The sequence below is a fragment of the Amycolatopsis tucumanensis genome, from assembly GCF_021654135.1.
Classification (GTDB): domain Bacteria; phylum Actinomycetota; class Actinomycetes; order Mycobacteriales; family Pseudonocardiaceae; genus Amycolatopsis_E; species Amycolatopsis_E tucumanensis.
The window spans coordinates 18,794-39,220 of sequence record NZ_JAKGSD010000014.1 but is presented as its reverse complement, the minus strand read 5'-3'; the positions used below and the strand labels follow the sequence as shown (position 1 = coordinate 39,220).

Here is a 20,427-nt window from a genome sequence, read left to right as displayed (position 1 = left end):
GACCCGACGCCGGTGGTGCACCGCGGACCGACGAGCAGAAGGAAGTGTCTGGAGTGGACTTTCAGTGGCGCCCGGCCAACGAGGTCGAGAGCGGCATGCTGGCCGCGCTGCAGGACAGCGACAGCCGGCGCTACGCCCAGCTGCTGCGCGACGCCCCGCTGTACGTGCCGGCCACCCCGGAGCCGGGGGACCCGTGGCCGATCAGCCTGCCGATGCCCGAGGGCAACCACGTCATCGTGTTCACCTCGGAGGAGTCGCTCGACTGGGCGCTCGGCGGCGTGGTCGACAGCTGGCGCGAGACCACCATCGGCGGGCTGCGCGAGTTCCACCCCGATCACGCCCAGCTCGTGGTGAACCCGGGCATCCCGATCGGCGTGTACCTGGTCCTGGGCGAGGTGGAGGACCTGGCCGAGGGGCGTCAGGAGCTGGTCCCGGTCGAAGACGTGCAGAACGCGATGGTCGACGAGGTGCTGGGCGAGGTCCGCCGCCTGGTGCTGGAGGAGCTGGGCGGCGACGCCGAGGCCGCCGCGGCGCTGCAGCCGGTCAACGAGCTGGAGGAGCGACTGCGCGAGTCGGTGTCCGAACTGGACTTCGACGCGTTCCTGCTCGCGCTGATCGGCGCCGACGTCGTGCTGCCCGCCACCGAACCGGTCCCGGACCCGGCGGTGATCGAGTCCGGTGAGTTCCCGTGGCGGATCCTCGGTGACGACGAGACCCCGGTGGTGCCGCTGTTCAGCTCGGAGCAGGTGCTCGACGTCGTCGCTCCCGGCGGCGGCCCACGCGCCACTGTGTCCTTTTTGGACGTCCTGCTGAACTGGCCGGGCGAGGACCACGTGCTGTGCTTCAACCCCGGCACGAGCATGGAACTGACGTTGCCCGGTAGCAGCGTGCCGGAGCTGGTGTCGGCGATCGCGGAGGCGGCGGCCGCCGGCGGCCCCGCCGACGGCCGATCCGGCAACGGCGCCGCACCGGGAGCCTGACCTGGGCTAACCCGTGCCGCGCACGGCCTCCAGCAGGTCGTCCAGCGACAACGTCCGCAGGTCGTCCCTCGTCGGGCGCTGACCCAGCGAACGCAGCCGCGTCGACTGGGACTTGCGCATCCGCTCCAGCAGCTTGCGCGCCTCGCGGGCGTTGCCGAAGTTCTGGTCGCGCTCCATCTGCCCGAACCACTCCAGCAGTGCCACGTCCAGGTCCTGGCCGAGCAGGTAGTCGTCGCTGCGGGCCATGTGCAAGCTGATCGCGACAAGTTCCTCGGGGCTGTAGTTCTCGAAGACCAGCGTCTTGTTGAACCGGGACGCCAGACCGGGGTTGGCGTCCATGAACTTCGCCATCTCGTCGGTGTAGCCCGCGACGATCACGGCGACCTCGTCGCGGTGGTCCTCCATCAGCTTCACCAGCGTGTCGATGGCTTCCTGGCCGAAATCGGCGCCGCTGCCGCTGGAGCGGGACAGCGTGTACGCCTCGTCGATGAACAGCACGCCACCGCGCGCCTCCTCGAACGCCGAGGCCGCCTTCTCCGCGGTGTGACCGATGTACTGGCCGACCAGATCGCGCCGCGAAACTTCCTTGAACCGCCCGTTTGGCAGGATTCCCAGCGCCTTGAGCAGCTGGCCGTAGATGCGCGCCACCGTGGTCTTACCGGTGCCGGGCGCGCCGGCGAACACCAGGTGGTTGCTGACCGTGCCGACGGACAACCCCTCGCTGCGGCGCCACTCGTTGACCTGGATCTCGTCGATCAGCCCGCGCACCTCGGCCTTGACGCTCGCCAGGCCGATCATGCCGTCGAGCTCGCCGAGCAGTTTGTCGACGGTCTCCAGGTCCTGGTGGTTGCCCGTGGTCGCGACCGCGCCCACCGGGACCTTGCCGCGCGCCGGATCGCCCTCGCGGACCTCGGTGCGCGCGCCGTCGGCGAGGTGGATGCCCGGCACGGCGGTGTTCTCCACGCGGCAGTCCTCGATCACGCCGCCGCAGCCGCGCCCGACGCTGATCCCGACGCCCTGCGTGTCGTGCACCCAGCACGTGCTGATCGTTGGCGAGCTCTGGTCGGCCACCGCGACCCCGGCGTCGCCGGTCTGCGAGACGTCGCAGCGGTCCAGGCTCGAGTCGCCTGCCTGGTACATGTACACGCCGCGGAACCCGCACCCGGCGATCGTGGTGTGCTGGACCTTCACCCGCGCGCCGAGTCGCAGGATCACGCCGTCGTCGGCGATTTCACGGATCTCGCAGCGGTCGATCACCCCGTCCGACTCTTCGATGACGATCCCGTACTGGGAGCCGGTGACGTGGCTGTTTCGGATCTCGATGCGGTCGGCGGCCGCGACGTCGATGCCCGGCGCGAACCGGGCCGTCGCCGTGCATTCGACGATCTTCACCTGGCCGCCGCGGACGCGGATGGCGGCGTGCTCCTCGGAGGTCAGCTTCAGCCCGATCAGGTCGACCCGGCTGTCGGTCACGGACACGACCGGCTGGTCGGGAAACGGCGAGCTGATGGTGACGCTGCCCGGCTCGCGCGCCGACAGCGTCACGTGCTGGCGTGTGATCGAGATCGGCTCGGGGTACTCACCGGGAGCGATCGAGATGACCGCGCCGTCGTCGGCCGCTTCGAGCGCGTCGCGGATGGTGGGCAGGGCGCCGCGCTGGTCCGGGGCGACGAAGAGGGTGCGTGGCATGGCTTCCGTGGTTCGGCCGACTAGGGTTTGCAGGACAAAAGGTACCCCAGAGAGGCAAGCGCGCGTGGAACCTGTGTGGCAGCCGGACAATGAAATCGAGCACGCACTGCAGGCCGCGCTCGCAGACGGGGACGGCCGGCGCTACGCGCAGCTCCTGCTGGCCGCGCCCGTGTACCTGCCCGTGCTGCCGGCGCGCGGCACCCCGGAGTGGGAGGAGCTCGTCGGCCTGCTGCCGCTGGAGCGCGAGCACGTCCTGGTCTTCACCTCGCCCCGGTCGATGGCGGCGGTACTGGGGCCCTTCGCGCAGGAGCACGTCCAGACCACGTTCGCGGAGATCAGGGGGAGCTGGCAGCCGGGCAGCTCGCTGCAGCTGGCGATCAACCCCGGCCTGCCGATCGGCGCGGTGCTGGCCCCGGACGCGCTGATCGCACTCGCGGAGGGACGCGAGCAACTGGTGGCCGCGGCCGACGCGGAAGAGGCCGCGTTCGAAGAGATGCGCCGCCGGGTGCGTGAGCTCGTGCTGGAGGAATTCGGCGCGGGACGGGAACCGGGACCGGTGCCGGCTCCGTCGAACGCACTGGAAACCGCCCTGGTCGCCGCGGTCGGCGGGCAGGACGAGAACGCATACCTGGAGGCACTGGTGAACGGTCAGGTGGTCGTCGCGACGACCCGGCCCGTCCAGGACTCCGATGAGGACCTGCCCTGGCGCACCGCGGGGAGCGGGGACTTCCCGGTCGTCGCACTCTTCTCGTCCACCGCGATGCTCGACCGTCTGGCGCCCGGGCAGCCCTACGCCACCGTGCCCTTCCTCGGTGTCCTGGCGCAGTGGCCGGACGAGTCGCACGTGTTGTGCTTCAACCCGGGCGCGGAAACCGAGCTGATCCTCACCGGCGAGGGCGTGTTCGACCTGGTCGAGGTCGTCGCCGGGGCGCTGTCGCCCGGTGGGGGCGGGGACTAGCGCCAGGTACCCCGGTTCTGCTTGCTTTTCCCGTGTCCGTTCCACCCTGTCCACGGAAAGGTGCCCACCGTGTCCGCGAACCCGTCCCGCCCGGTGCGGTACCGGCTGCTGGGCCCGATCGAGGTGTCAGGGCCGGACGGGCCGGTGCGGCTGGGCGGGCCGAAGCAGCGCTCGGTGCTCGCGGCGCTGCTGCTCAACGCCGGGCGCGTGGTGCCGGACGAGCAGCTGTTCGCCCTGGTCTGGGGCGCCGCGCCGCCGGCGACGGTGCGTGGTCAGGTGCAGGTGTACGTCTCCGAGCTGCGCAAGCTGATCGGCGCCGACGTGATCAGCAGGCGCGCGCCGGGGTACGTGATCGAGGTCGGGCCGGGTGAGCTGGACCTGCACGAGTTCGACGAGGCCGTCGACAGGGCGCGCGCGGACCTCGACGCCGGTCGCGTCGCCGACGCGGCCCGGCGGCTGCGCGCGGCGCTGGACCTGTGGCACGGGCCGGCGCTGGGCGGGGTCACCCAGTCGCTGCTCGACCGGGAGGGCCCGCCGCTCGCGGAGAAGCGGCTGAGCGCGCTGGAGGACTACTTCGACGCCGAACTCGCCGCGGGGCGGCACCGCTCGGTGGTCACCGAGCTGCGGCAGGAAGCCGAGGACAACCCGTTCCGGGAACGCCTGCAGGCCCTGCTGATGCTCGCGTTGCACCGCTGCGGCCGCACGCCCGAGGCGCTGGAGGTCTACACCGCGGTCCGGTCGCGGCTCATCGACGAACTCGGCGTCGAGCCGGGCCCGCTGCTGCGGGACACGCAGGTGCGGCTGCTGCGCGACGAGCCGGAGGAGGGGCCGGTGCCGCGGCAGCTGCCCGGTGACGTGCCGCAGTTCGCCGGGCGGATGCGCGACCTCGCGCGGCTGGACGCGTTGCTGCCGCTGGACGGCAGTGGCGACCGGCCATCGGTGTCGGTGGCGGTGGTCAGCGGTGGCGCCGGTGTCGGCAAGTCGGCGTTCGCGGTGCACTGGGCGCACCGGGTGCGGGAGCGGTTCCCGGACGGGCAGCTCTACGTCAACCTGCGTGGTTTCGATCCCGGCGCGTGCGCGATGAGCCCGGCGGAGGCGGTGCGGCGGTTCCTCGACGCGCTCGCCGTTCCGGCGCAACGGATCCCGGTGAGCGTGGAGGCGCAGGTCAGCCTCTACCGCAGTCTGCTGGCGGACAAGCAGGTGCTGGTGGTGCTGGACAACGCGCGCGACGCCGAGCAGGTGCGCCCGCTGCTGCCCGGCGCGCCCGGCAGTTTCACGCTCGTGACGAGCCGGAACCAGCTGGCCGGGCTGGTCGCGGTCGAGGGCGCGGCGCCGGTGAGCCTGGACCTGCTGTCCGATGCGGAGGCCCGCGAACTGCTCGCGCGGCGGCTCGGGGCGGACCGGGTGGCGGCGGAGCCGGAGGCGGTCGCCTCGATCAACACGTTGTGCGCGCGGTTGCCGCTGGCGCTGGCGATCGTGGCCGCGCGGGCGGCGACGAACCCGGGGTTCACGCTGGGGGAGCTGGCCGCCGAGCTGTGCGCCGCACGCGGCGGGCTGGACGCTTTCGAGGGCGATGACGCGAGTTCCGATGTGCGGGCGGTGTTCTCGTGGTCGTACCACGCGATCAGCGCCGACGCGGCCCGGTTGTTCCGGTTCCTCGGCCTGCACCCGGGGCCGCACGTGACCGTCGCGGCGGCGGCGAGTCTGCTCGGGGTGCCCCGGGTGCGGCCGCTGCTGGCCGAGTTGACGCGTGCGCACCTGGTCGCCGAGCGCGCGCCGGGGCGGTACGCGTTCCACGACTTGCTGCGCGCGTACGCGATCGAGCTGACGCAGGAGGAGGACGCGGAGGCGGAGCGGACCGCGGCGGTGCGGCGGATGTTCGACCACTACGTGCACACGGCGCACGCGGGCGCGGCAGCGCTGAGCCCGCAACGGGAGCCGCTGGCGCTCGATTCGCCGTCGCCGGGTGTGGTGGTGGAGCCGCCCGCGGACGCCGGCGCCTGGTTCGCGGCGGAGCACCCGGTGCTGGTGGCGGCGATCGACCGCGCGGCGGCGACCGGGTTCGACACGCACGCGTGGCAGCTGGCGTGCGCGCTGAGCCACACGTTCGTGCGGCAGGGCAGGCACTGGCTGGGGGAGCCGCGGACGTACGAGGTGGCGCTGGAGGCGGCCGCGCGGCTGGGGGATCCGGTCGCGCTGGCGCACAGCCACCGGGGGCTCGCGGTCATCCTGACGGCGCTGGGGCGGGACGAGGAGGCGCGGGCGCAGCTCGATCGGGCGCTGGACCTGTTCGAGGAGCTGGGGGACCTCGGGTACCAGGCCGATGTGCGGCAGGGGCTCACGTGGGTGTGCGATCGGCTCGGGGACTACGCCGAGGAGTTCCACCACGCGCGGCGGGCGCTGGAGTTGTTCCAGGCGGCGGGGAACCGGTACGGGGCCGCCAGTGCGCTGAACAACATGGGCTGGAGCTGCGCCCGGCTGGGGGATTACGAGCAGGCGCTGGCGCACTGCAAGGAGTCGATCGCGGTGCAGGCCGAGCTGGGGAACCTGGTCGGTGAGGCGAACGCGTGGGACAGCGTCGGGTACGCGCAGCAGTCGCTGGGAAACCTGGACGAGGCGGTGCGCTGCTACGAGACCGCCGTGGGGCTGTATCGCCGCCACGGAAGCCGCTACTACGAAAGCCGAACGCTCAACCGCCTCGGCGACGCGCACCTGGCGCGAGGTGATGCGGCTGCGGCTCAACGTGCTTGGCGCGCGGCGCTGGAGTTGCTGGAGGAGCTGGGGTCGCCCGACGGGGGCCAGATCCGCGCGAAGCTGGGTGGGGTTTCGGAGTGGTCGGCGTAGCTGGTTCGGGGTGGGCTGGCTGCGGTGGCTGGTTCGGGGTGGGCTGGCCGGTTCGGCGGTGAGTGGACAATTGCCACGCAGGTGGTGAGTGGACCAACCGTGGCGCGCGAGGTGCCGCGCAGGCATGACCGGTCCCTTCATCGCTACGCGAGTGCCACCTTCATGCGGTGTTGCGGGTATCGCTGATGCCGGGAAGGGATGAACGGTCCGTTCATCGGCGCGTGGGTGGCGACCTCGTGGGTTGGTGGTTGGGCCAACGATGCGGTGAAGGGATGAACGGTCCCTTCACCGCGGCGCGGGTGGCCCTTTCGCGGGTTGATGAGTGGGCCCACGGCGCGAAGCGATGAACGGTCCGTTCATCGCCACGCGAGCCACGCCACCCACCCCGACCCAGACAAACCAACCCCGCCCCACCTCATGATCACCCTCCGCAAGCACCCCTCACCACCCGCACCCACCAGGCAACAGCCGCGTTAACCCCAAGCAACCAACGCAACCGCCACACCCCTTCGAAGCATTTTCGAAGCGGAGTTTGTAACTCTGTCGGAGTAACGCGGGAACGGCTTGGCGCACCAGTGCGTCCCAGGCTGCGAACGACGAGATCGGGGCGGTGAACGAATGAGCGACGGTTCGCGGAGCCGCTTGGGCGCGCTGGTCCAGGGCTTCCGCCGGCGCGCGGGCCTCACCCAGCGTGAGGTCGCCGACCTGGCGGGGCTCAGCGTGGCCGGCCTGCGTGACGTCGAGCAGGGACGTGTCACCCGGCCGCGCGTGTCCACTCTGCGCAAGCTGGGCGATGTGCTCGGTCTGTCCCGTGTGGAGCTGGGGGAACTGCTCCGCGAGGCGGGCAGCGAGCAGGCCACCGGCGGCGGGCTGCGGGTCGAGGTCCTCGGGCCGCTCCGGGTCATCGCGGACGGCGAACCCGTCGACCCCGGCTCGGAAACCCAGCGCACCCTCCTCGCGCTCCTCGCGCTGTCCCCGAACGCCCCCGTCGGCCGGGACGCGCTCGTCGAAGCCGTCTGGGGCGACCAGCCCGACCACGGCACCGTCGACCTCCTCCAGTCCCGCATCTCCCGCCTGCGCCGCCGCCTCCAGGGCGACCCGGAGAGCGGCTTCATCGTCTCCGCGCGCGGCGGCTACCAGCTCAAGGTCGCCGAGGGCCAGCACGACCTGCTCCTCTTCCGCCAGCTCGTCGCCCGCGCGCGGCACGTCCGCGAGGAGGGCGAACTCGCCGAAGCGTGCGGTCTCTTCGCCGAAGCCGTCGGCCTCTGGCGGGGCGAACCGCTCGAAGGGCTGAGCGCCCTGGACTCCCACCCGATCGTCGTCGCGCTCGTGCGCGAGTACCGGGCCGTCGTCGTCGAGTACGCGGGCGCCGCCTCGGATCTGGGGCGCTACCAGGAGGTTCTGCCGCTCCTGCAGCGCGTCGCGGAGGCCGATCCGCTCCACGAGGCCGTTCACGCGCGCCTGATGATCGCCCTCGCCGGTAGCGGGCAGCAGGCCGCCGCGCTCGACGTGTTCGACACCCTGCGCCGCCGCCTCGCCACCGAACTCGGCGCGGACCCCGGGCCGGAACTGGCCACCGCCTACCAGCGCGTCCTGCGCCAGGAGGTCGCGCGGCCGGAGTTCGCCCCGGTCAGCGCCCACCGCCAGCTGCCGCTCGACACCGCCGACTTCAGCGGCCGCGAAGCCGAGCTGACCACCCTGCGTGACGGGCTCCGCGCGATCGACGGCGGCACCGCGGTCGGCATCGCGCTCATCGAAGGCATGGCCGGCGTCGGCAAGACCCGCCTCGCCGTGCACGTCGCCCACCAGCTGCTCGCCGAGGGCCGCTACGGCGACTGCCAGCTCTACGTCGACCTGCGCGGCCACTCCGACCAGCCGCCGGCCGACCCGGCCGCGGTGCTCGCGTCGTTCCTGCGCCTGCTCGGCGTCCCCGGCGACCAGATCCCGCCCAGCCTCGACGAGCGCGCCTCCCTCTACCGCGACCGCGTCTACGGCCGGGATGTGCTGGTGCTGCTGGACAACGCGGCCAGCGAGGACCAGATCCTGCCGCTGCTGCCCGCCGGGCCGACCAACCTCGTCCTGGTCACCAGCCGCCGCGCGCTCGCCCTCGACGGCGCCCGCACCCTGCCGCTGGACGTCTTCACCCCGGCCGAGGCCCGCGAACTGCTCGTCCGCGTCGTCGGCGCCAAGCGGGTGGAGAGCGAACCCGAGGCCGCCCGCCGCGTCGGCGAACTGTGCGGCTGGCTGCCGATGGCCGTCGCGCTCGCCGCCCGCCGCCTCCAGTCCCGTCCAACATGGACAGTCGCCGACCTTGCCGCCCGCCTGGCCGAAACCGGTGACCGCATCGACGAACTGGCCGCGGGCAGCCGACGGCTGCGGGCCGTGTTCGAACTGTCCTACCAGGCCTTGGCGGCCGAGGAACAGCGCCTGTTCCGCCTGCTGGGCCTTCACCCCGGCGCGGACTTCACGCCCGAGTCGGTCGGCGCGCTCGCCGGGCTCACCCCGTCGCGGGCTAGGTGGCTGCTCGACCGCCTCGTGGACGAGAACCTGGTCACCGTCGTCACCCGCGACCGGTACCGGCTGCACAACCTGCTCGCCGAGTACGCGCGCGGCCTCGCCCGCGACAACGAGCCGGAGCCGGCCCGGCGCGCCGCGATCACCCGCGTGCTCGACTTCTACCTGCACACCGCGGCCCGCGCGACGCAGCTGATCTACCCGGCCAAGCACCTCCCGCTCACCGGGGCCGCGCCCGCCCACGGCCCGGTGCTGCCCGACCGCGAGGCGGCGAAGCGGTGGCTGGAGGCCGAGCGGCCGTGCCTGATCGCCGCCGTCAGCCTGGCCGCCGAACAGGGCTGGCCGACGCACGCCTGGCAGCTGACCCGCTGCCTGCGCGCGTACCTGTACCTCTACGGCTACAGCCACGACCACGACTGGGTGCACACGCACGAGGCCGCGCTGGCGGCCGCGACCGCGGCGCAGGACCGCGTCGGCGAGGCGCACACCCGCTCCGACCTGGCGGCCGCGTACCTGCACCACGGCCGCGCCGCCGACGCGCGCGAGCAGTTCCTGCGCGCGATCGACCTGCACCGCGCGAACGACGAGCGCGAACTGGAAGCCACTTCGCTGACCGCGCTGGCCGTGCTCTGCCACCGCGTCGGCGAGTTCCCCGAGGCGCTGCGGCTGTTCCGCACGGCGGGCGTCCGCTGCGCCGGGGACCCCCGGCTGGAAAGCGCTGTCGCCGCGAACCTCGGCGCCACGCTGTCCACGCTCGGCCGGCTCGACGAGGCTGTCGACCAGTACCGGCACGCGCTGGTGCTGTCCAGGCAGGCGGGCGACCCGGACGGGGAGAGCGGCGCGCTGGCCGACCTCGGCGACGCGTGGCGGCGGCTGGGCAGGCACCGCGAGGCGATCGAGCACCTGAAGGAGGCCGCCGACCTCGCCGAGGCGCACGGCCTGGAACCGCGGATCGCCTACGCCCGGCACCGCCTGGGCAACACCTACCGGCAGACCGGCCGGTTCGACGACGCGCTCGGCAACCTCAACGAGGCGCTGCGGATCGTCCGCACGGTCAGCGGCCCGGCGACCGAGAGCGAAGTGCTCATCGACTTCGGCGGGGTGCACCGCGACATCGGCGACCTGCTCACCGCCGCGGACCTGGTCGAGGCCGGGCTGCGTGCGGCGATCAACCGCGGCGAGCGCTACCAGCAGGCGCGGGCGCTCAACGAACTGGCCGAACTGCACCGCTGCGCCGCGCGAGCCGGCCTGGCGCAGGACTACTGGCGCCGCGCCTACGCCCTGTTCGACGAACTGGGCACGCCAGAAGCGGCCGAGCTGCGCGACTTCACCGGAGACCGCTGGCCCGTCACGTCCGTGGCCTGACCCCGAACTCCCGGGCCGGCCATCGCCTGGCCCGGGACCAGCGGACACGCCGAGGCGCCGCCTCGCCTCGGCGTGTCCGCCACTCACCGGGAATTCGAGCGCCGCTCAGATGAGCCCGTTGCGCAGCGCGTAGGACACGGCGTGCGTGCGGTTGCGCAGCCCAAGCCTGCTGGTGAGGCTGTGCAGGATGTTCTTGACGGTGCGCTCCGAATAGGACATTTCCGCGGCGATCTCGGCGGTGTCCTGGCCGTCGGCGAGGCGGCGCAGCACCTCGGTCTCGCGGCGGGACAGCCCGTTCAGCATCAGCTCGCGCGGCGCCAGCACCTCGCGCTGCAGGCGGGCCAGCCCGTGCAACACCTGGCCGAGCTGTTCGGCAGGCAGGTGGCCGTGTCCCTGGTGCGCGTCGGCGATGGCGCGCAGCAGGCGGGCCGTCGTGACCTCCGCGCGCGGGAGCAGCACCACCAGGCCGTTCTCGATCGCGGTCCACAGTTCCGCCGGGCGGGGCGCGTCGGTGATCAGTACCAGTCGCGCGTTCGTCGGGGCGTCGGCCACCAGCTCCGGCAGACCGGCCACCGACTCGGTCATCGCGACCACGACGTCCGCCGAGGCGGGCGTGCCGTTGACGACGTGGATGCCGGGTTTGCCCTGGATCTCGCTGAGCAGGCCGGCGCGCAGGAACACGTCGTCGGCCAGCACCGCGACGCGGACCACCGCGCGGTCGGCCGCCGGGACGGCGTGCAGGCGGGCGGCGGGCCGGCCGCCGGGGATCTCCCGCGTAGCGGTGCTGTACGGCATAGGGCCACCTAACCGTACCGATACAGGCGGAACCAGGCGGAAGCACCGGCAGGTTTCGGCGCCCGCAGTTCTGCCGGTTTAATGGGTGGCGGTGAGCGAGACACTGGACATAGGGTCGCCGGGGGAGGGTCCGACCTTCGGTGAACTGCTGCTACGCCATCGCCGCGCGGCCCGGCTCACCCAGGCCGACCTCGCGCAGGCCTCCGGGGTCAGCGTGCGCGCGCTGTCCGACCTGGAACGCGGCCGAGCCCGCGCCGCGCAGCGCCGCTCCACCGAAGCGCTCGCCGACGCGCTCGGGCTGACCGGCGGAAACCGTGAAGACTTCCTGGCCGCGGCCCGCGACGGCCGCCGTCGCAGGTCCAGACCAGCCGCGCCGTTCGCGGGGCCGCCGCCGGCCGCGGTGCCGGACCTGGTCGGCCGCGACCACGAGCTGGACGCGTTGCGCCGCGCCGCGGCCGACGCCCTCACCACCCCGAGCGGTGTGGTCGTGTCGCTCGTCGGGCACCCCGGCGTCGGCAAGACGGCGCTGGCCCGCACGGCCGCGCACCTGCTGGCGGCCGAGTTCCCGGACGGGTTCCTGTCGGTCGACCTGCGCGGCATGGACGACCAGCCGGTCACCCCGCGGGCCGCACTGGACGTCCTGCTGCGTGGCCTGAACGTGCCGGCGGCGGAGATCCCGGCCGCGGTGGCCGAGCAGTCGTCGTTGTTCCGGTCGCTGCTGGCCGGCCGCCGGGTCCTGGTGCTGCTGGACAACGCGGCCGACGAGGCGCAGGTCCGCCCCCTGCTGGCGGTCGCCACCGGGTGCCTGACGCTCATCACCTGCCGCCGCGCGCTGGCCGGGCTGGAGTCGGCGCGCTGGTTGTGGCTGCGGCCGCTGGAGACCGCGGACGCGTCCGCGCTGGTCGCGGCGATCGCCGGGCCGGACCGGGTGCGCGCCGAGCCGTCCGCGGCCGCGGAACTGGCCGAGCTGTGCGGGAACCTGCCGCTGGCCGTGCGGATCGCGGGCAACCGGCTGGCGACCAGGCCGCACTGGACGATCGCCTACCTGGTCGACCAGTTGCGTGACGAGAGCACGCGGCTGGCCGCGTTGTCGGCGGGGGACCTGCGGGTGCGGTCGGCGTTCGAGATGTCGCACCGGCGGCTGTCCCCGGCGGCGCGGCTGGTGTTCCGCCGCCTTGCGGTGATCCCGGGCCCGGACTTCGGTGCCGACCTGGCCACCGTCGCCACCGGCATGGCGGCCCCGGACGTGCGGGCCCACATCGACGAGCTGGTCGACGCGAACCTCCTGCAGGCGGGCAGCGTGCCCGGCCGCTACACCTTCCACGACCTGATCCGCCTGTTCGCGCGCGAGCGGCTGGCCGTCGAGGAGGACGCCGGCGAGACGTCGGCGGCGACGTGCGCGGTGCTGGACCACCTGCTGGACACCGGGATCGAGGCCGGGCGGCTGTTCTACCCGGACGCGTTGCGGGATTCGGTGGAGGCGAGCCGGTTCGCGACGCGGGAGGAGGCCGCGGCCTGGCTCGACGCGGAGGCGGCGAACTGGCTCGCCGCGCAACGGGCCGCGCTCGCGCACGGCAAGCACCGGCAGGTGGTGGACCTGGCCCGGGCGTTGCACTGGTTCTCCGACGGCCGGATCCAGCAGCTGCCGTGGGCCGAGGTGTTCGCGCTGGGCGTGGACGCGGCGCGGGCGCTGGGCAGCCGGCCGGACGAGGCTGTGTTGCTCAACTTCCTCGGGTGGGCGCGGTACTACTGCCTCGGCGACAACGAAGGTGGCCGCGCCGCGCACGAGGAGGCGCTGGCGATCGCGACCGAGATCGGCGACCGGCGTGAGCAGACGTGGGCGCTCGGGTACCTCGGTTCGGTGCTGTTGCGGCTGGGCCGGCCGGAGGAGGCGCTGGACCACGTCGAGCGGTCGGTCGGCTTGGCGGACATGGATTTCTGGATGGGGCAGGGGTCGATCCGCAACGTGCTGGGGAAGGTGCTGTGCGCGGTCGGCCGTCCCGGCGAGGCGCTGCTGGTGCACCGCGAGGTGCTCGCCGACACCGACCGCTACCGGGACGACGCGAACCCGTTCACGTACCGGTTCTTCCGCGCGCTGACGTTCCAGTTGCTCGGCAGGGCGCTGACGGAGACCGGTGACTGGCCGGGCGGCGCCGAGGCGTTCCGGACGGCGCGGACGCTGTTCGACGAGGGCGGTTTCCCCGTGCCGGGCGCCGAATGCGCCGTCCAGGAGGGCGCGGCCTGGCGGGAGGCCGGTCGACTGGGCCTCGCGGAGGACTGCCTGCAGGCGGCTTTGGAGGTGTTCACGCAGGTGCTGACGCGCTGGCAGCGGGCGCAGGCGCTCGCGGAGCTGGCGCTGGTGCTGGACGCGACCGGTCGAGGCCAGTTGGCGGCCGAGCACCGTCGGGAGGCGCTTGTGGTGTGTGAGGACTTGGGCACCGAGGCGGCGGCGGAGCTGGCGAAGCGGTTGTTGTCCGGGCCGGGTTGAGCCGGCGTGCGGATCCGGGCACCGAGGCGCCGGAGGTGGCGAAGCCTCTCGCCGCCCGGGCGCGGCGGGTGTGGGCGGGCAGGGTTGACCGTCCGATAGGGCATGGCGGCGTGTGGTCGCTGGCGTCGCGCGTCGCTTCGGGTTTCACTGAGCGTGATCTCGGCAGGAACGATCAGTACGGGGAGCGCGGACGTGGGCGAGCAGGACGCTCAGAACTGGGCCGCGCGCAGCCACCGCGAACTGTACGAGGCCGTGCACACCGCCGCCGGCCCCGCCGCGGAGGCCGCTCGCGCCGCGATGCCGGAACCGACGCCGTTCGACCTGGACGAGACCCTCGAGCGCCTCTTCGCCCACGGCGGATTCGACACACTGCACGAAGCCGCCGGCGACTTGCGTCCCGCGGCCGAGCGCGCGTGGCGTGCGCACGACGAGGCGGTGGCGGTGATGGCCGCGTTCGCTGCCGGAGTCGCGGAGGTTGGCTCGTCGATCCCACAGCAGACCGAAGCGCCTACGAGTGACGGTGGTTGCTCACGGGAGTTTCCGCCGACGGATCGCGGTGCAGGGGATTCGCTGCCGTCCGCGTCTGCTTCATGTGGTGCGGTGCCGGTGTTGCCGGACAGCGATTCTCAGCGGAGCGATTCACCGGTCCCGTCCACGTCTGCTTCATCCGTGTTGGCGGACAGCGAATTTCACCGGGGGGCTCTGGCGGTTTCGTCCACATGTGCTTCTCCCGGTTCTACATCACCCTTGCGCCGCAACGATCCCGGGCCCAGCGATCAGCCGGTTTCAGCCGCTGCTCCGTCTTCCGTGACGGCATCATCGTTGCGGCACAATGACTTCCGGCGGAGTGATCCGCCGGTTCCGCCCGCGTCCGCGATCAGCGGCGCCGCGGGTGGCGCCACCCATCGGCCGGGTGCGACGAACTCGCCCCGGCCGCCCGGCACGCGCACCACCGGCCCGGCGATCCCGGGTTCCGGCGGTGCTGGCTCGTCGTGCCCCGGCACCGCCGGTTTCGGCGGTGCCGGGAGCCCGGGCAGCGGTGGCGGCGCGTTCGCCGTCCGGTTCGGCGAGGCGGCGGGGCCCGGCGCAGGCGGCCGGGTCCCCGCCGCGTGGCCGGCATGACCCCCCGAAGACCCGACTTCGTCCTGTCCGCCCCCGAGTTCGACCTCCTCTGGGGCGACCTCGAACTGCCGCCCGCGCCGTACCCGCTGCGGGTGCCCAGCAACGGCCGCACATTCGCCGTCCGGGCGCGGCTCACTGACGAGGTGTACCGGTCGTGCGCGGAACGCGGCCTGGCGTCCGGCCGCCGGCTCGACGCCCGGCTCGAAGCGCTGCTCGCGCTGCTGGCCGGGCCGGAGGTGTCGGTCGACGCCGTCGGGCACATCGGTTACCCGGTCCGCGCCCTCGCCGCGGCCGCGGGCCGGACCGGAGTGCTGGCCGTGCTCGCCGGCGGCGAGATCTGGCTGACCGAGATCCCGCCCACCGCGCTGGTCCCGGAGATCGTCGCGGTGTTCCCGCCCGGCACGCCCGGCGCGCCGGTGGATCAGTTCACGGTGGACGCCCTCGCTGGAAGCCGTTCCAGCGGAGGGCAGATCGGCGCGCACGCCGGCACACGATCATCCACTGTGGTCACCTGGTTCGACTCGTCGCGCGGCCGGTACCTCGTCTCCCGTGACGGCGATGGCATCACCGTCACGCCCACCGACGACGCCCGCCTCACCGATCGCGTGACCGCGCTGTTGACGAGCACCGCGGAGATACATACTGTAGGTATGTAACTGTTCGCGGCGTAGCGAGGTGTCCATGGGGCAGTCGGGGCCCAGTGCCACGGGCCGGATCGAGGTCGCGGCGGAGCCGGGGCGGGTGTACGACCTGGTGAGCGATCCCGGCGTGCTCGCCGAGCTGGCCGAGGAGTACAGCGGGTTCCGCTGGCTGCGCGGAGTGACCGGCGCCCGGGTCGGCGCGCGGTTCCGCGGGATCAACCGCCGTGGAGCGCGGTTGTGGAGCACCGTCAGCACGATCACCGACGCCGACGAGGGAAAGCGGTTCGCCTTCGAGGTGCGTTCGCTGGGCATCCCGGTTTCCCGGTGGCAATACGACATCGAGCCCGCCGGCGACGGCTGCGTGGTGACCGAAAGCACGTGGGACAAGCGACCGGTCTGGTTCCGCGCGCCGAGTTCGCTGGTGACCGGCGTGTGGCAGCGCGACGACAAGAACCGGTCCAACATCGCCGCGACGCTCCAGCGCCTGAAGACCCGCGCCGAACGCGACTGAGCCAGGCGCCGGTGCTGAACCCGCGCCGCCGGCGCTGGGATTGGCTGAGCCGCTTCTGCGGTGGATCGGGTGGCTGAGCTAGTCGTCCAGCGGAACTGGGCAGTGGTGGTGAGTGTGCTGCTGTCGGAGGGGGTTGGGGGCTGAAGGGGTAGCCCGCGGTGGGTTCGTGCGGCCGTGGCTTGGGGGATTGGCTGGGCCACTTCGCCACTTCGGCACGTCGCTGCGGTGGATCGGGTGGCTGAGCCAGTCGTCCAGCGGAACCCGGAGGAGCGGCAACCGGCAGCGCCAGTGGCCGGAGGGCTGGGGCCGGAGGGCTGGGGCCGGAGGGCTGGGGCCGGACGGGCGCGACAGCCGTCCGCTCAGCGGTAGACCACCAGCGCGCCCCGGTTCTTGCGCAGCGTCACGTCGGGCGGCACCTGGGTCAGCTCGCCGTCCACCGCGAGGCGCAGGCGGCCGCCGGGGGCGCTGATCTTCAGATGCGGCGCCGCCGGCCGGTCCTGGTAGGGCGTGCACCAGCGCAGCGTTCCGGTGAGCACGGCCAGCACGACCCGCGTGCGCGCGAACGGGCTTTCCGCGTACACCACGCGGATGTCGAGCAGCCCGTCGTGCAGGCTGGGGCGGTACGTGGGCGCGAACCCGCGCGGGCGGTACGCCCCGTTGCCCGCGAAGATCATCCACACCCGGCGTCGCTCGCCGTTCACCACCAGCTCCTGCGGCTTCGCGCGGCGCAGCACATGCACCAGCCCGACCAGCACCGCGGGCCACTTCCCGATCCGCTTCTCCCACTTCTCCCGGTACCGGACCAGATCGGTGTAGAGACCGGTGCTGCAGGTGTTGACGAACACCTGGCTGTCCGCCACCCCGAGGTCGATCCGCACCGCGGAACCGGTCCGCAGCGCGGTGACCGCGTCGTCCGGCGTCTCCACGCCGAGGTCGCGTGCGAAGTGATTCAGGGTGCCCGCCGGGACGACGAGGAGCGGGACGCCGTGCTCGGCGGCGACCCGCGCGGCGACGTTGATCGTGCCGTCCCCGCCCGCGACGCCCAGGACGCGGCAGGTCCGGGCGGCCTCGGTGATCGCCTCGGTGAGGTCCTCGCCGTCGGCCGGTTCGACGATCTTGGCCTGCGGCAGTTCCGCGGCGATGTGGTCCAAAATCGCCGCGCCCGCGCTGCCAGCGGACGAGTTGGCCACCAGGACCAGCCCGTCACCCGTCGGCAGGGCGGGCGCCGGACACGGCTCGGCGTCCGACGGGCCGGCCGGGGTGCGCGGCCACCACGACAACGTCACGAGGCCCGCGGTCAGGCCGAGGCCGACCCCGGCGAGCACGTCGGACGGGTAGTGCGCGCCGGTGACCACGCGGGAGGTGGCCACCCCGGCGGCGAGAGCCCCGACCGGCGCGGCGAGCGCGGGCCACTCCAGCGTGGCCCCGACGGCGAAGGCGGCCGCGGACGCGGAGTGCCCGGACGGGAAGGACGTCGTCCACGGCGCGCGCCGCAACTGCCGGACCGGCGGGATGGCGACCGTCGACGGGCGGGTGCGGCGGATGATCCGCTTGCTCAGGCCGTTGGCCGTCGCGCTCGCGATGCCCAGCGCAAGCATCCCGCGCAGGGCGGCGCGGCGCGCGCGGCGGTTGCGCGTCGCGGCGAGCGTGCCGCTGACCGCCCACCACAGGCCGCCGTAGTTGGCCGCGCGGCCGAGGCGGGGCAGCACCCGGTCCAGGAGCGCCGAGTCGGTCGCCGCCACCCGCGCGAACACCTGCCGGTCCAGCCGGGACACCCATCGCCGCATGCCGGCAGTCTATGCGCGTTCCGGGCTTGCTTCCGGGCACGGCGAGGAGTACACCGGATTCTATGACAACTGTCATGACGGTGGCCGAGCTGGACGGCACGTCCACGGCGGAGGTCGCCGAACTGGTCCTGGCCTGCTCCGCGGGCACTCTCCGGAACCGCTTCCTGATGCCGGGGCGGCCGGACCCGCGGGACGTCCTCGTCCGCTACCGGCGTTACCTCCTCGCCGGGCCGCCACACGGGGTCGCGCTGGTCGCGTTCAGCGGGCGGTCGCCTGCCGGGCTGCTGAACCTGGTCGCGGGCGAGGCGCGGGCCGCGGAGCTCGGCATCGTGGTCGCGGACCCGTGGCAGCGGCAGGGGATCGCGACGGCGATGGCTTCGTGGTTGCGGACTTCGGGCCGGTGGGAGGGGTGGACGGTGCGGGCGGTGACGCACGCGGACAATGTGGCGGCGAAGGCTTTGTTGCGGGGTCAGGGTTTCCGGCTGCTGGGCGGGGTCGATCGCGGCGAGTACCGCTACGAGTTGACGATGCCGGGACCGGTGTGGGAGGTGGCGAGGTGACGCGCGGGCCGCGGGAGCGGATGGTCTACAGCGCTGCGCAGCTGATCCGGACGCAGGGGGTGAGCGGCACCGGGATGCGGGAGGTCGTCGAGCACGCGTCGGCGCCGCGGGGGTCCCTGCAGCACTACTTCCCGGGCGGCAAGGACCAGCTGGTGCGTGAGGCGCTGGCGTGGTCCGGCGACTTCGCGGCGCGGCGGGTCGAGCGGTACGCCGAGGCCGCGCCGACTCCCGCCGGGTTGTTCGCCGGGATGGTGGCGCAGTGGCGGGACCAGTTCCGCGAGGAGGGTTTCGCGGCGGGGTGCCCGCTCGTCGCGGCGACGGCGGACGTGGTGGCGGGCAACGAAAACCTGCGGCAGGCCGTGTGCGCGGGGTTCGAGACGTGGCTGCGGCCGGTGGCGGACAGTCTGCGGGAGATGGGTGTGCCGGAGGCGCGTAGCCGGTCGCTCGCGATGGTGATGATCAGCGCGCTCGAAGGGGCGATCGTGATGGCGCGGGCGCAGGAGAACGTGGCGCCGCTGGACGCGGTGGTGGCGGAGCTGGGGCCGGTGCTGGATGCGGCGCGGGGTTGATGGTGGGTTTGGTGGGGCGGTTGTGATGGTGCGGGCGCTGGGGGATGTGGCGCGGTTGGATGCGGTGGTGGCGGAGCTGGGGCGGTGCTGGATGCGGCGCGGGGTTGATGGGTGGGTGCGTGTTCTGGTCGACGCCGCCGGGATGGGGCGCCCTCGCGGCCCGCGTATCGGTTTGGGTGTGGCGGAGGGTGCCCGCTTGGTCGCGCCGGTCATGATCAGTGCGCTCGGAGGAGCGATCGACGCGGCGCGCGCCTGAGGGCGAGTGTCCGTTCCGTTCAAGACCGCCGCCCCGCGCGGGTCCTAGCGTCCAGGGCATGCGTATCGGAATCGGGCTTCCCGCCGCTGTGCCGGGGGCGGACTTCACGTCGATCGGGGACTGGGCCGCGGAGTGCGAACGCCTCGGGTTCGCCTCGCTGAGTGTGATCGACCGGCTCGTCTGCGACAACCTCGATCCGCTCGTCGCGTTGGCCGCCGCGGCCGCGCGCACCGCCCGGATCGAGCTGATGACCACCGTGCTCGACGCCGGCTACCGCCGCAATCCCGTGCTCCTCGCCAAGCAGATCGGCTCCCTGGAACGGCTTTCCGGCGGCCGGCTCACCGTCGGGCTCGGCATGGGCGGCTGGCCGGAGGACTACGCGGCCAGCGGAGTCCCCATGACCGGCCGCGGTGCCGCGTTTGAGGACACCCTGGCGGCCATGCGCGCGGTCTGGCGCGGCGAGACGCATGGCGCGTCCGGGCCGGTCCCGGCATTGCCGGACGGGCGTCCAGGTCTGCTGCTGGCCGGGCTCACCCCAGCCGGATTCGCCCGCGCCGCCGCGATGTCCGGCGGCTGGGTGGCGCCCTCCTTCGGCCTGCCGGTCCTCGAACAAGGCGTGGCGGCCGTTCGCGCGATCTCGCCGGGAGCGCGGATCGTCGTCGAGCGGTACTTCTGCTTCGGGCCGGGCGCCGAGCGCCGCGCGGACGACTACATCGCCCACTACTACGGTCCCGCCTACGCCGACCAGGTGCGGCCGGACGTGCTCACCGACCGCGGCCACCTGCACAAAGAGATCACCCGCCTCGCCGAGGCAGGCGCCGACGACCTCGTGCTGCTGCCCTGCACGGGCGAGCCGGAGCAGATCGGGCTCCTCGCCGCGCGGCTGCCCACTGTGGACGAACCCGGCACTGTCGGGTGAAAACCCGGCCGCGGCGTTTGCCGTGTGCCCGCACCAGGGAACCACCGCCACGAGTATCCGGAGTGGACCCACCGGGGTGCACCGGAGAGGAGGCTCACCGTGAGCGGATGGGTGAGGGTGCGCGACGAGCCGGCGGGGCTGAACGGAACATTCGTCCTCGCCCGGCCACGGCCCGGCACCGTGGGCGAGACCCAGCGCGTTGCCCACGTCTTCCCGTTGCCCGCAGAGCGGCCTGGCGTGCTGGTCGCGTACTGCGGCTTCGAGGGCCGCCGCGGCGAGCTGGACCTGCTGGACCGCCCGGTGGGCATGCCGTGCGAGCGCTGTCTGGTCGTCGCGGCCCGCCGGGCCGGCGCCGAGTCGATCCCCAGCCAGCGTCGCAACTGACCGGACATCCGTCCGCCGCAAAACCCCAGCGAATACCTCCTTGAC

15 protein-coding genes are annotated in these 20,427 nt (G+C 73.2%); 12 read left to right on the top strand and 3 right to left on the bottom strand.

The features are described from left to right. The first annotated feature begins 53 nt into the window (after positions 1 to 53). Positions 54 to 980: an SseB family protein gene (locus L2C96_RS16390; protein WP_237336810.1), complete on the top strand. Its 927-nt coding sequence runs from the start codon at positions 54 to 56 to the stop codon at positions 978 to 980. 6 nt (positions 981 to 986) lie between these two features. Here L2C96_RS16390 and L2C96_RS16385 read toward each other — a convergent pair whose 3' ends face one another. Beyond that, positions 987 to 2,669: a right-handed parallel beta-helix repeat-containing protein gene (locus tag L2C96_RS16385; protein ID WP_020416787.1), complete on the bottom strand. Its 1,683-nt coding sequence runs from the start codon at positions 2,667 to 2,669 to the stop codon at positions 987 to 989. A gap of 64 nt (positions 2,670 to 2,733) precedes the next feature. Here L2C96_RS16385 and L2C96_RS45075 point away from each other — a divergent pair, with 64 nt between their 5' ends. The 3 genes from L2C96_RS45075 to L2C96_RS16370 all read left to right on the top strand — a co-directional run bounded on the left by L2C96_RS45075 (position 2,734) and on the right by L2C96_RS16370 (position 10,350). Then, a complete protein-coding gene (locus L2C96_RS45075) occupies positions 2,734 to 3,627 on the top strand; it encodes an SseB family protein (protein ID WP_237336809.1) in 894 nt (297 codons plus the stop codon). Positions 3,628 to 3,696: 69 nt separating this feature from the next. Beyond that, positions 3,697 to 6,471, top strand: coding sequence for an AfsR/SARP family transcriptional regulator (locus L2C96_RS16375; protein ID WP_237336808.1), 2,775 nt, complete (start codon positions 3,697 to 3,699; stop codon positions 6,469 to 6,471). Between the two features lie 618 nt (positions 6,472 to 7,089). Continuing rightward, positions 7,090 to 10,350, top strand: a complete 3,261-nt coding sequence (locus tag L2C96_RS16370) for a BTAD domain-containing putative transcriptional regulator (protein ID WP_237336807.1) — start codon at positions 7,090 to 7,092, stop codon at positions 10,348 to 10,350. 105 nt (positions 10,351 to 10,455) lie between these two features. Here L2C96_RS16370 and L2C96_RS16365 read toward each other — a convergent pair whose 3' ends face one another. Continuing rightward, complete coding sequence (locus tag L2C96_RS16365) at positions 10,456 to 11,145, bottom strand: helix-turn-helix transcriptional regulator (RefSeq protein WP_237336806.1); 690 nt, start codon at positions 11,143 to 11,145, stop codon at positions 10,456 to 10,458. Positions 11,146 to 11,230: 85 nt separating this feature from the next. On the opposite strand from L2C96_RS16365, the gene L2C96_RS16360 reads away from it, so the two are divergent. From L2C96_RS16360 to L2C96_RS16345, 4 genes are all read left to right on the top strand, one after another. Beyond that, on the top strand, positions 11,231 to 13,633 hold the full coding sequence (locus L2C96_RS16360; RefSeq protein WP_237336805.1) for an ATP-binding protein: 2,403 nt from the start codon (positions 11,231 to 11,233) through the stop codon (positions 13,631 to 13,633). A gap of 192 nt (positions 13,634 to 13,825) precedes the next feature. Then, positions 13,826 to 14,755, top strand: coding sequence for a hypothetical protein (locus tag L2C96_RS16355; protein ID WP_237336804.1), 930 nt, complete (start codon positions 13,826 to 13,828; stop codon positions 14,753 to 14,755). Further along, positions 14,752 to 15,411 (top strand): ESX secretion-associated protein EspG, encoded by a 660-nt coding sequence (locus L2C96_RS16350; protein WP_237336803.1) that lies wholly within the window; start codon positions 14,752 to 14,754, stop codon positions 15,409 to 15,411. Before L2C96_RS16355 ends, L2C96_RS16350 begins: the two co-directional genes overlap by 4 nt. Before the next feature lie 25 nt (positions 15,412 to 15,436). Further along, on the top strand, positions 15,437 to 15,907 hold the full coding sequence (locus tag L2C96_RS16345; protein ID WP_237336802.1) for an SRPBCC family protein: 471 nt from the start codon (positions 15,437 to 15,439) through the stop codon (positions 15,905 to 15,907). Between the two features lie 359 nt (positions 15,908 to 16,266). Here the strand turns inward: L2C96_RS16345 and L2C96_RS16340 are convergent, their stop codons facing one another. Further along, positions 16,267 to 17,694, bottom strand: a complete 1,428-nt coding sequence (locus L2C96_RS16340) for a bifunctional phosphatase PAP2/diacylglycerol kinase family protein (protein ID WP_237336801.1) — start codon at positions 17,692 to 17,694, stop codon at positions 16,267 to 16,269. Between the two features lie 62 nt (positions 17,695 to 17,756). On the opposite strand from L2C96_RS16340, the gene L2C96_RS16335 reads away from it, so the two are divergent. The 4 genes from L2C96_RS16335 to L2C96_RS16320 all read left to right on the top strand — a co-directional run bounded on the left by L2C96_RS16335 (position 17,757) and on the right by L2C96_RS16320 (position 20,382). After that, positions 17,757 to 18,254, top strand: a complete 498-nt coding sequence (locus tag L2C96_RS16335; protein WP_237336800.1) for a GNAT family N-acetyltransferase — start codon at positions 17,757 to 17,759, stop codon at positions 18,252 to 18,254. Beyond that, the gene (locus L2C96_RS16330; protein ID WP_425550245.1) at positions 18,251 to 18,823 is read left to right on the top strand and encodes an LmrA/YxaF family transcription factor; all 573 of its coding nucleotides are present in this window, start codon (positions 18,251 to 18,253) and stop codon (positions 18,821 to 18,823) included. The genes L2C96_RS16335 and L2C96_RS16330 overlap by 4 nt, the downstream gene beginning before the upstream one ends. Positions 18,824 to 19,137: 314 nt before the next feature. After that, positions 19,138 to 19,998 (top strand): LLM class flavin-dependent oxidoreductase, encoded by an 861-nt coding sequence (locus L2C96_RS16325; protein WP_237336798.1) that lies wholly within the window; start codon positions 19,138 to 19,140, stop codon positions 19,996 to 19,998. A gap of 99 nt (positions 19,999 to 20,097) precedes the next feature. Continuing rightward, positions 20,098 to 20,382, top strand: a complete 285-nt coding sequence (locus tag L2C96_RS16320) for a hypothetical protein (RefSeq protein ID WP_235716070.1) — start codon at positions 20,098 to 20,100, stop codon at positions 20,380 to 20,382. Positions 20,383 to 20,427 lie beyond the last annotated feature (45 nt).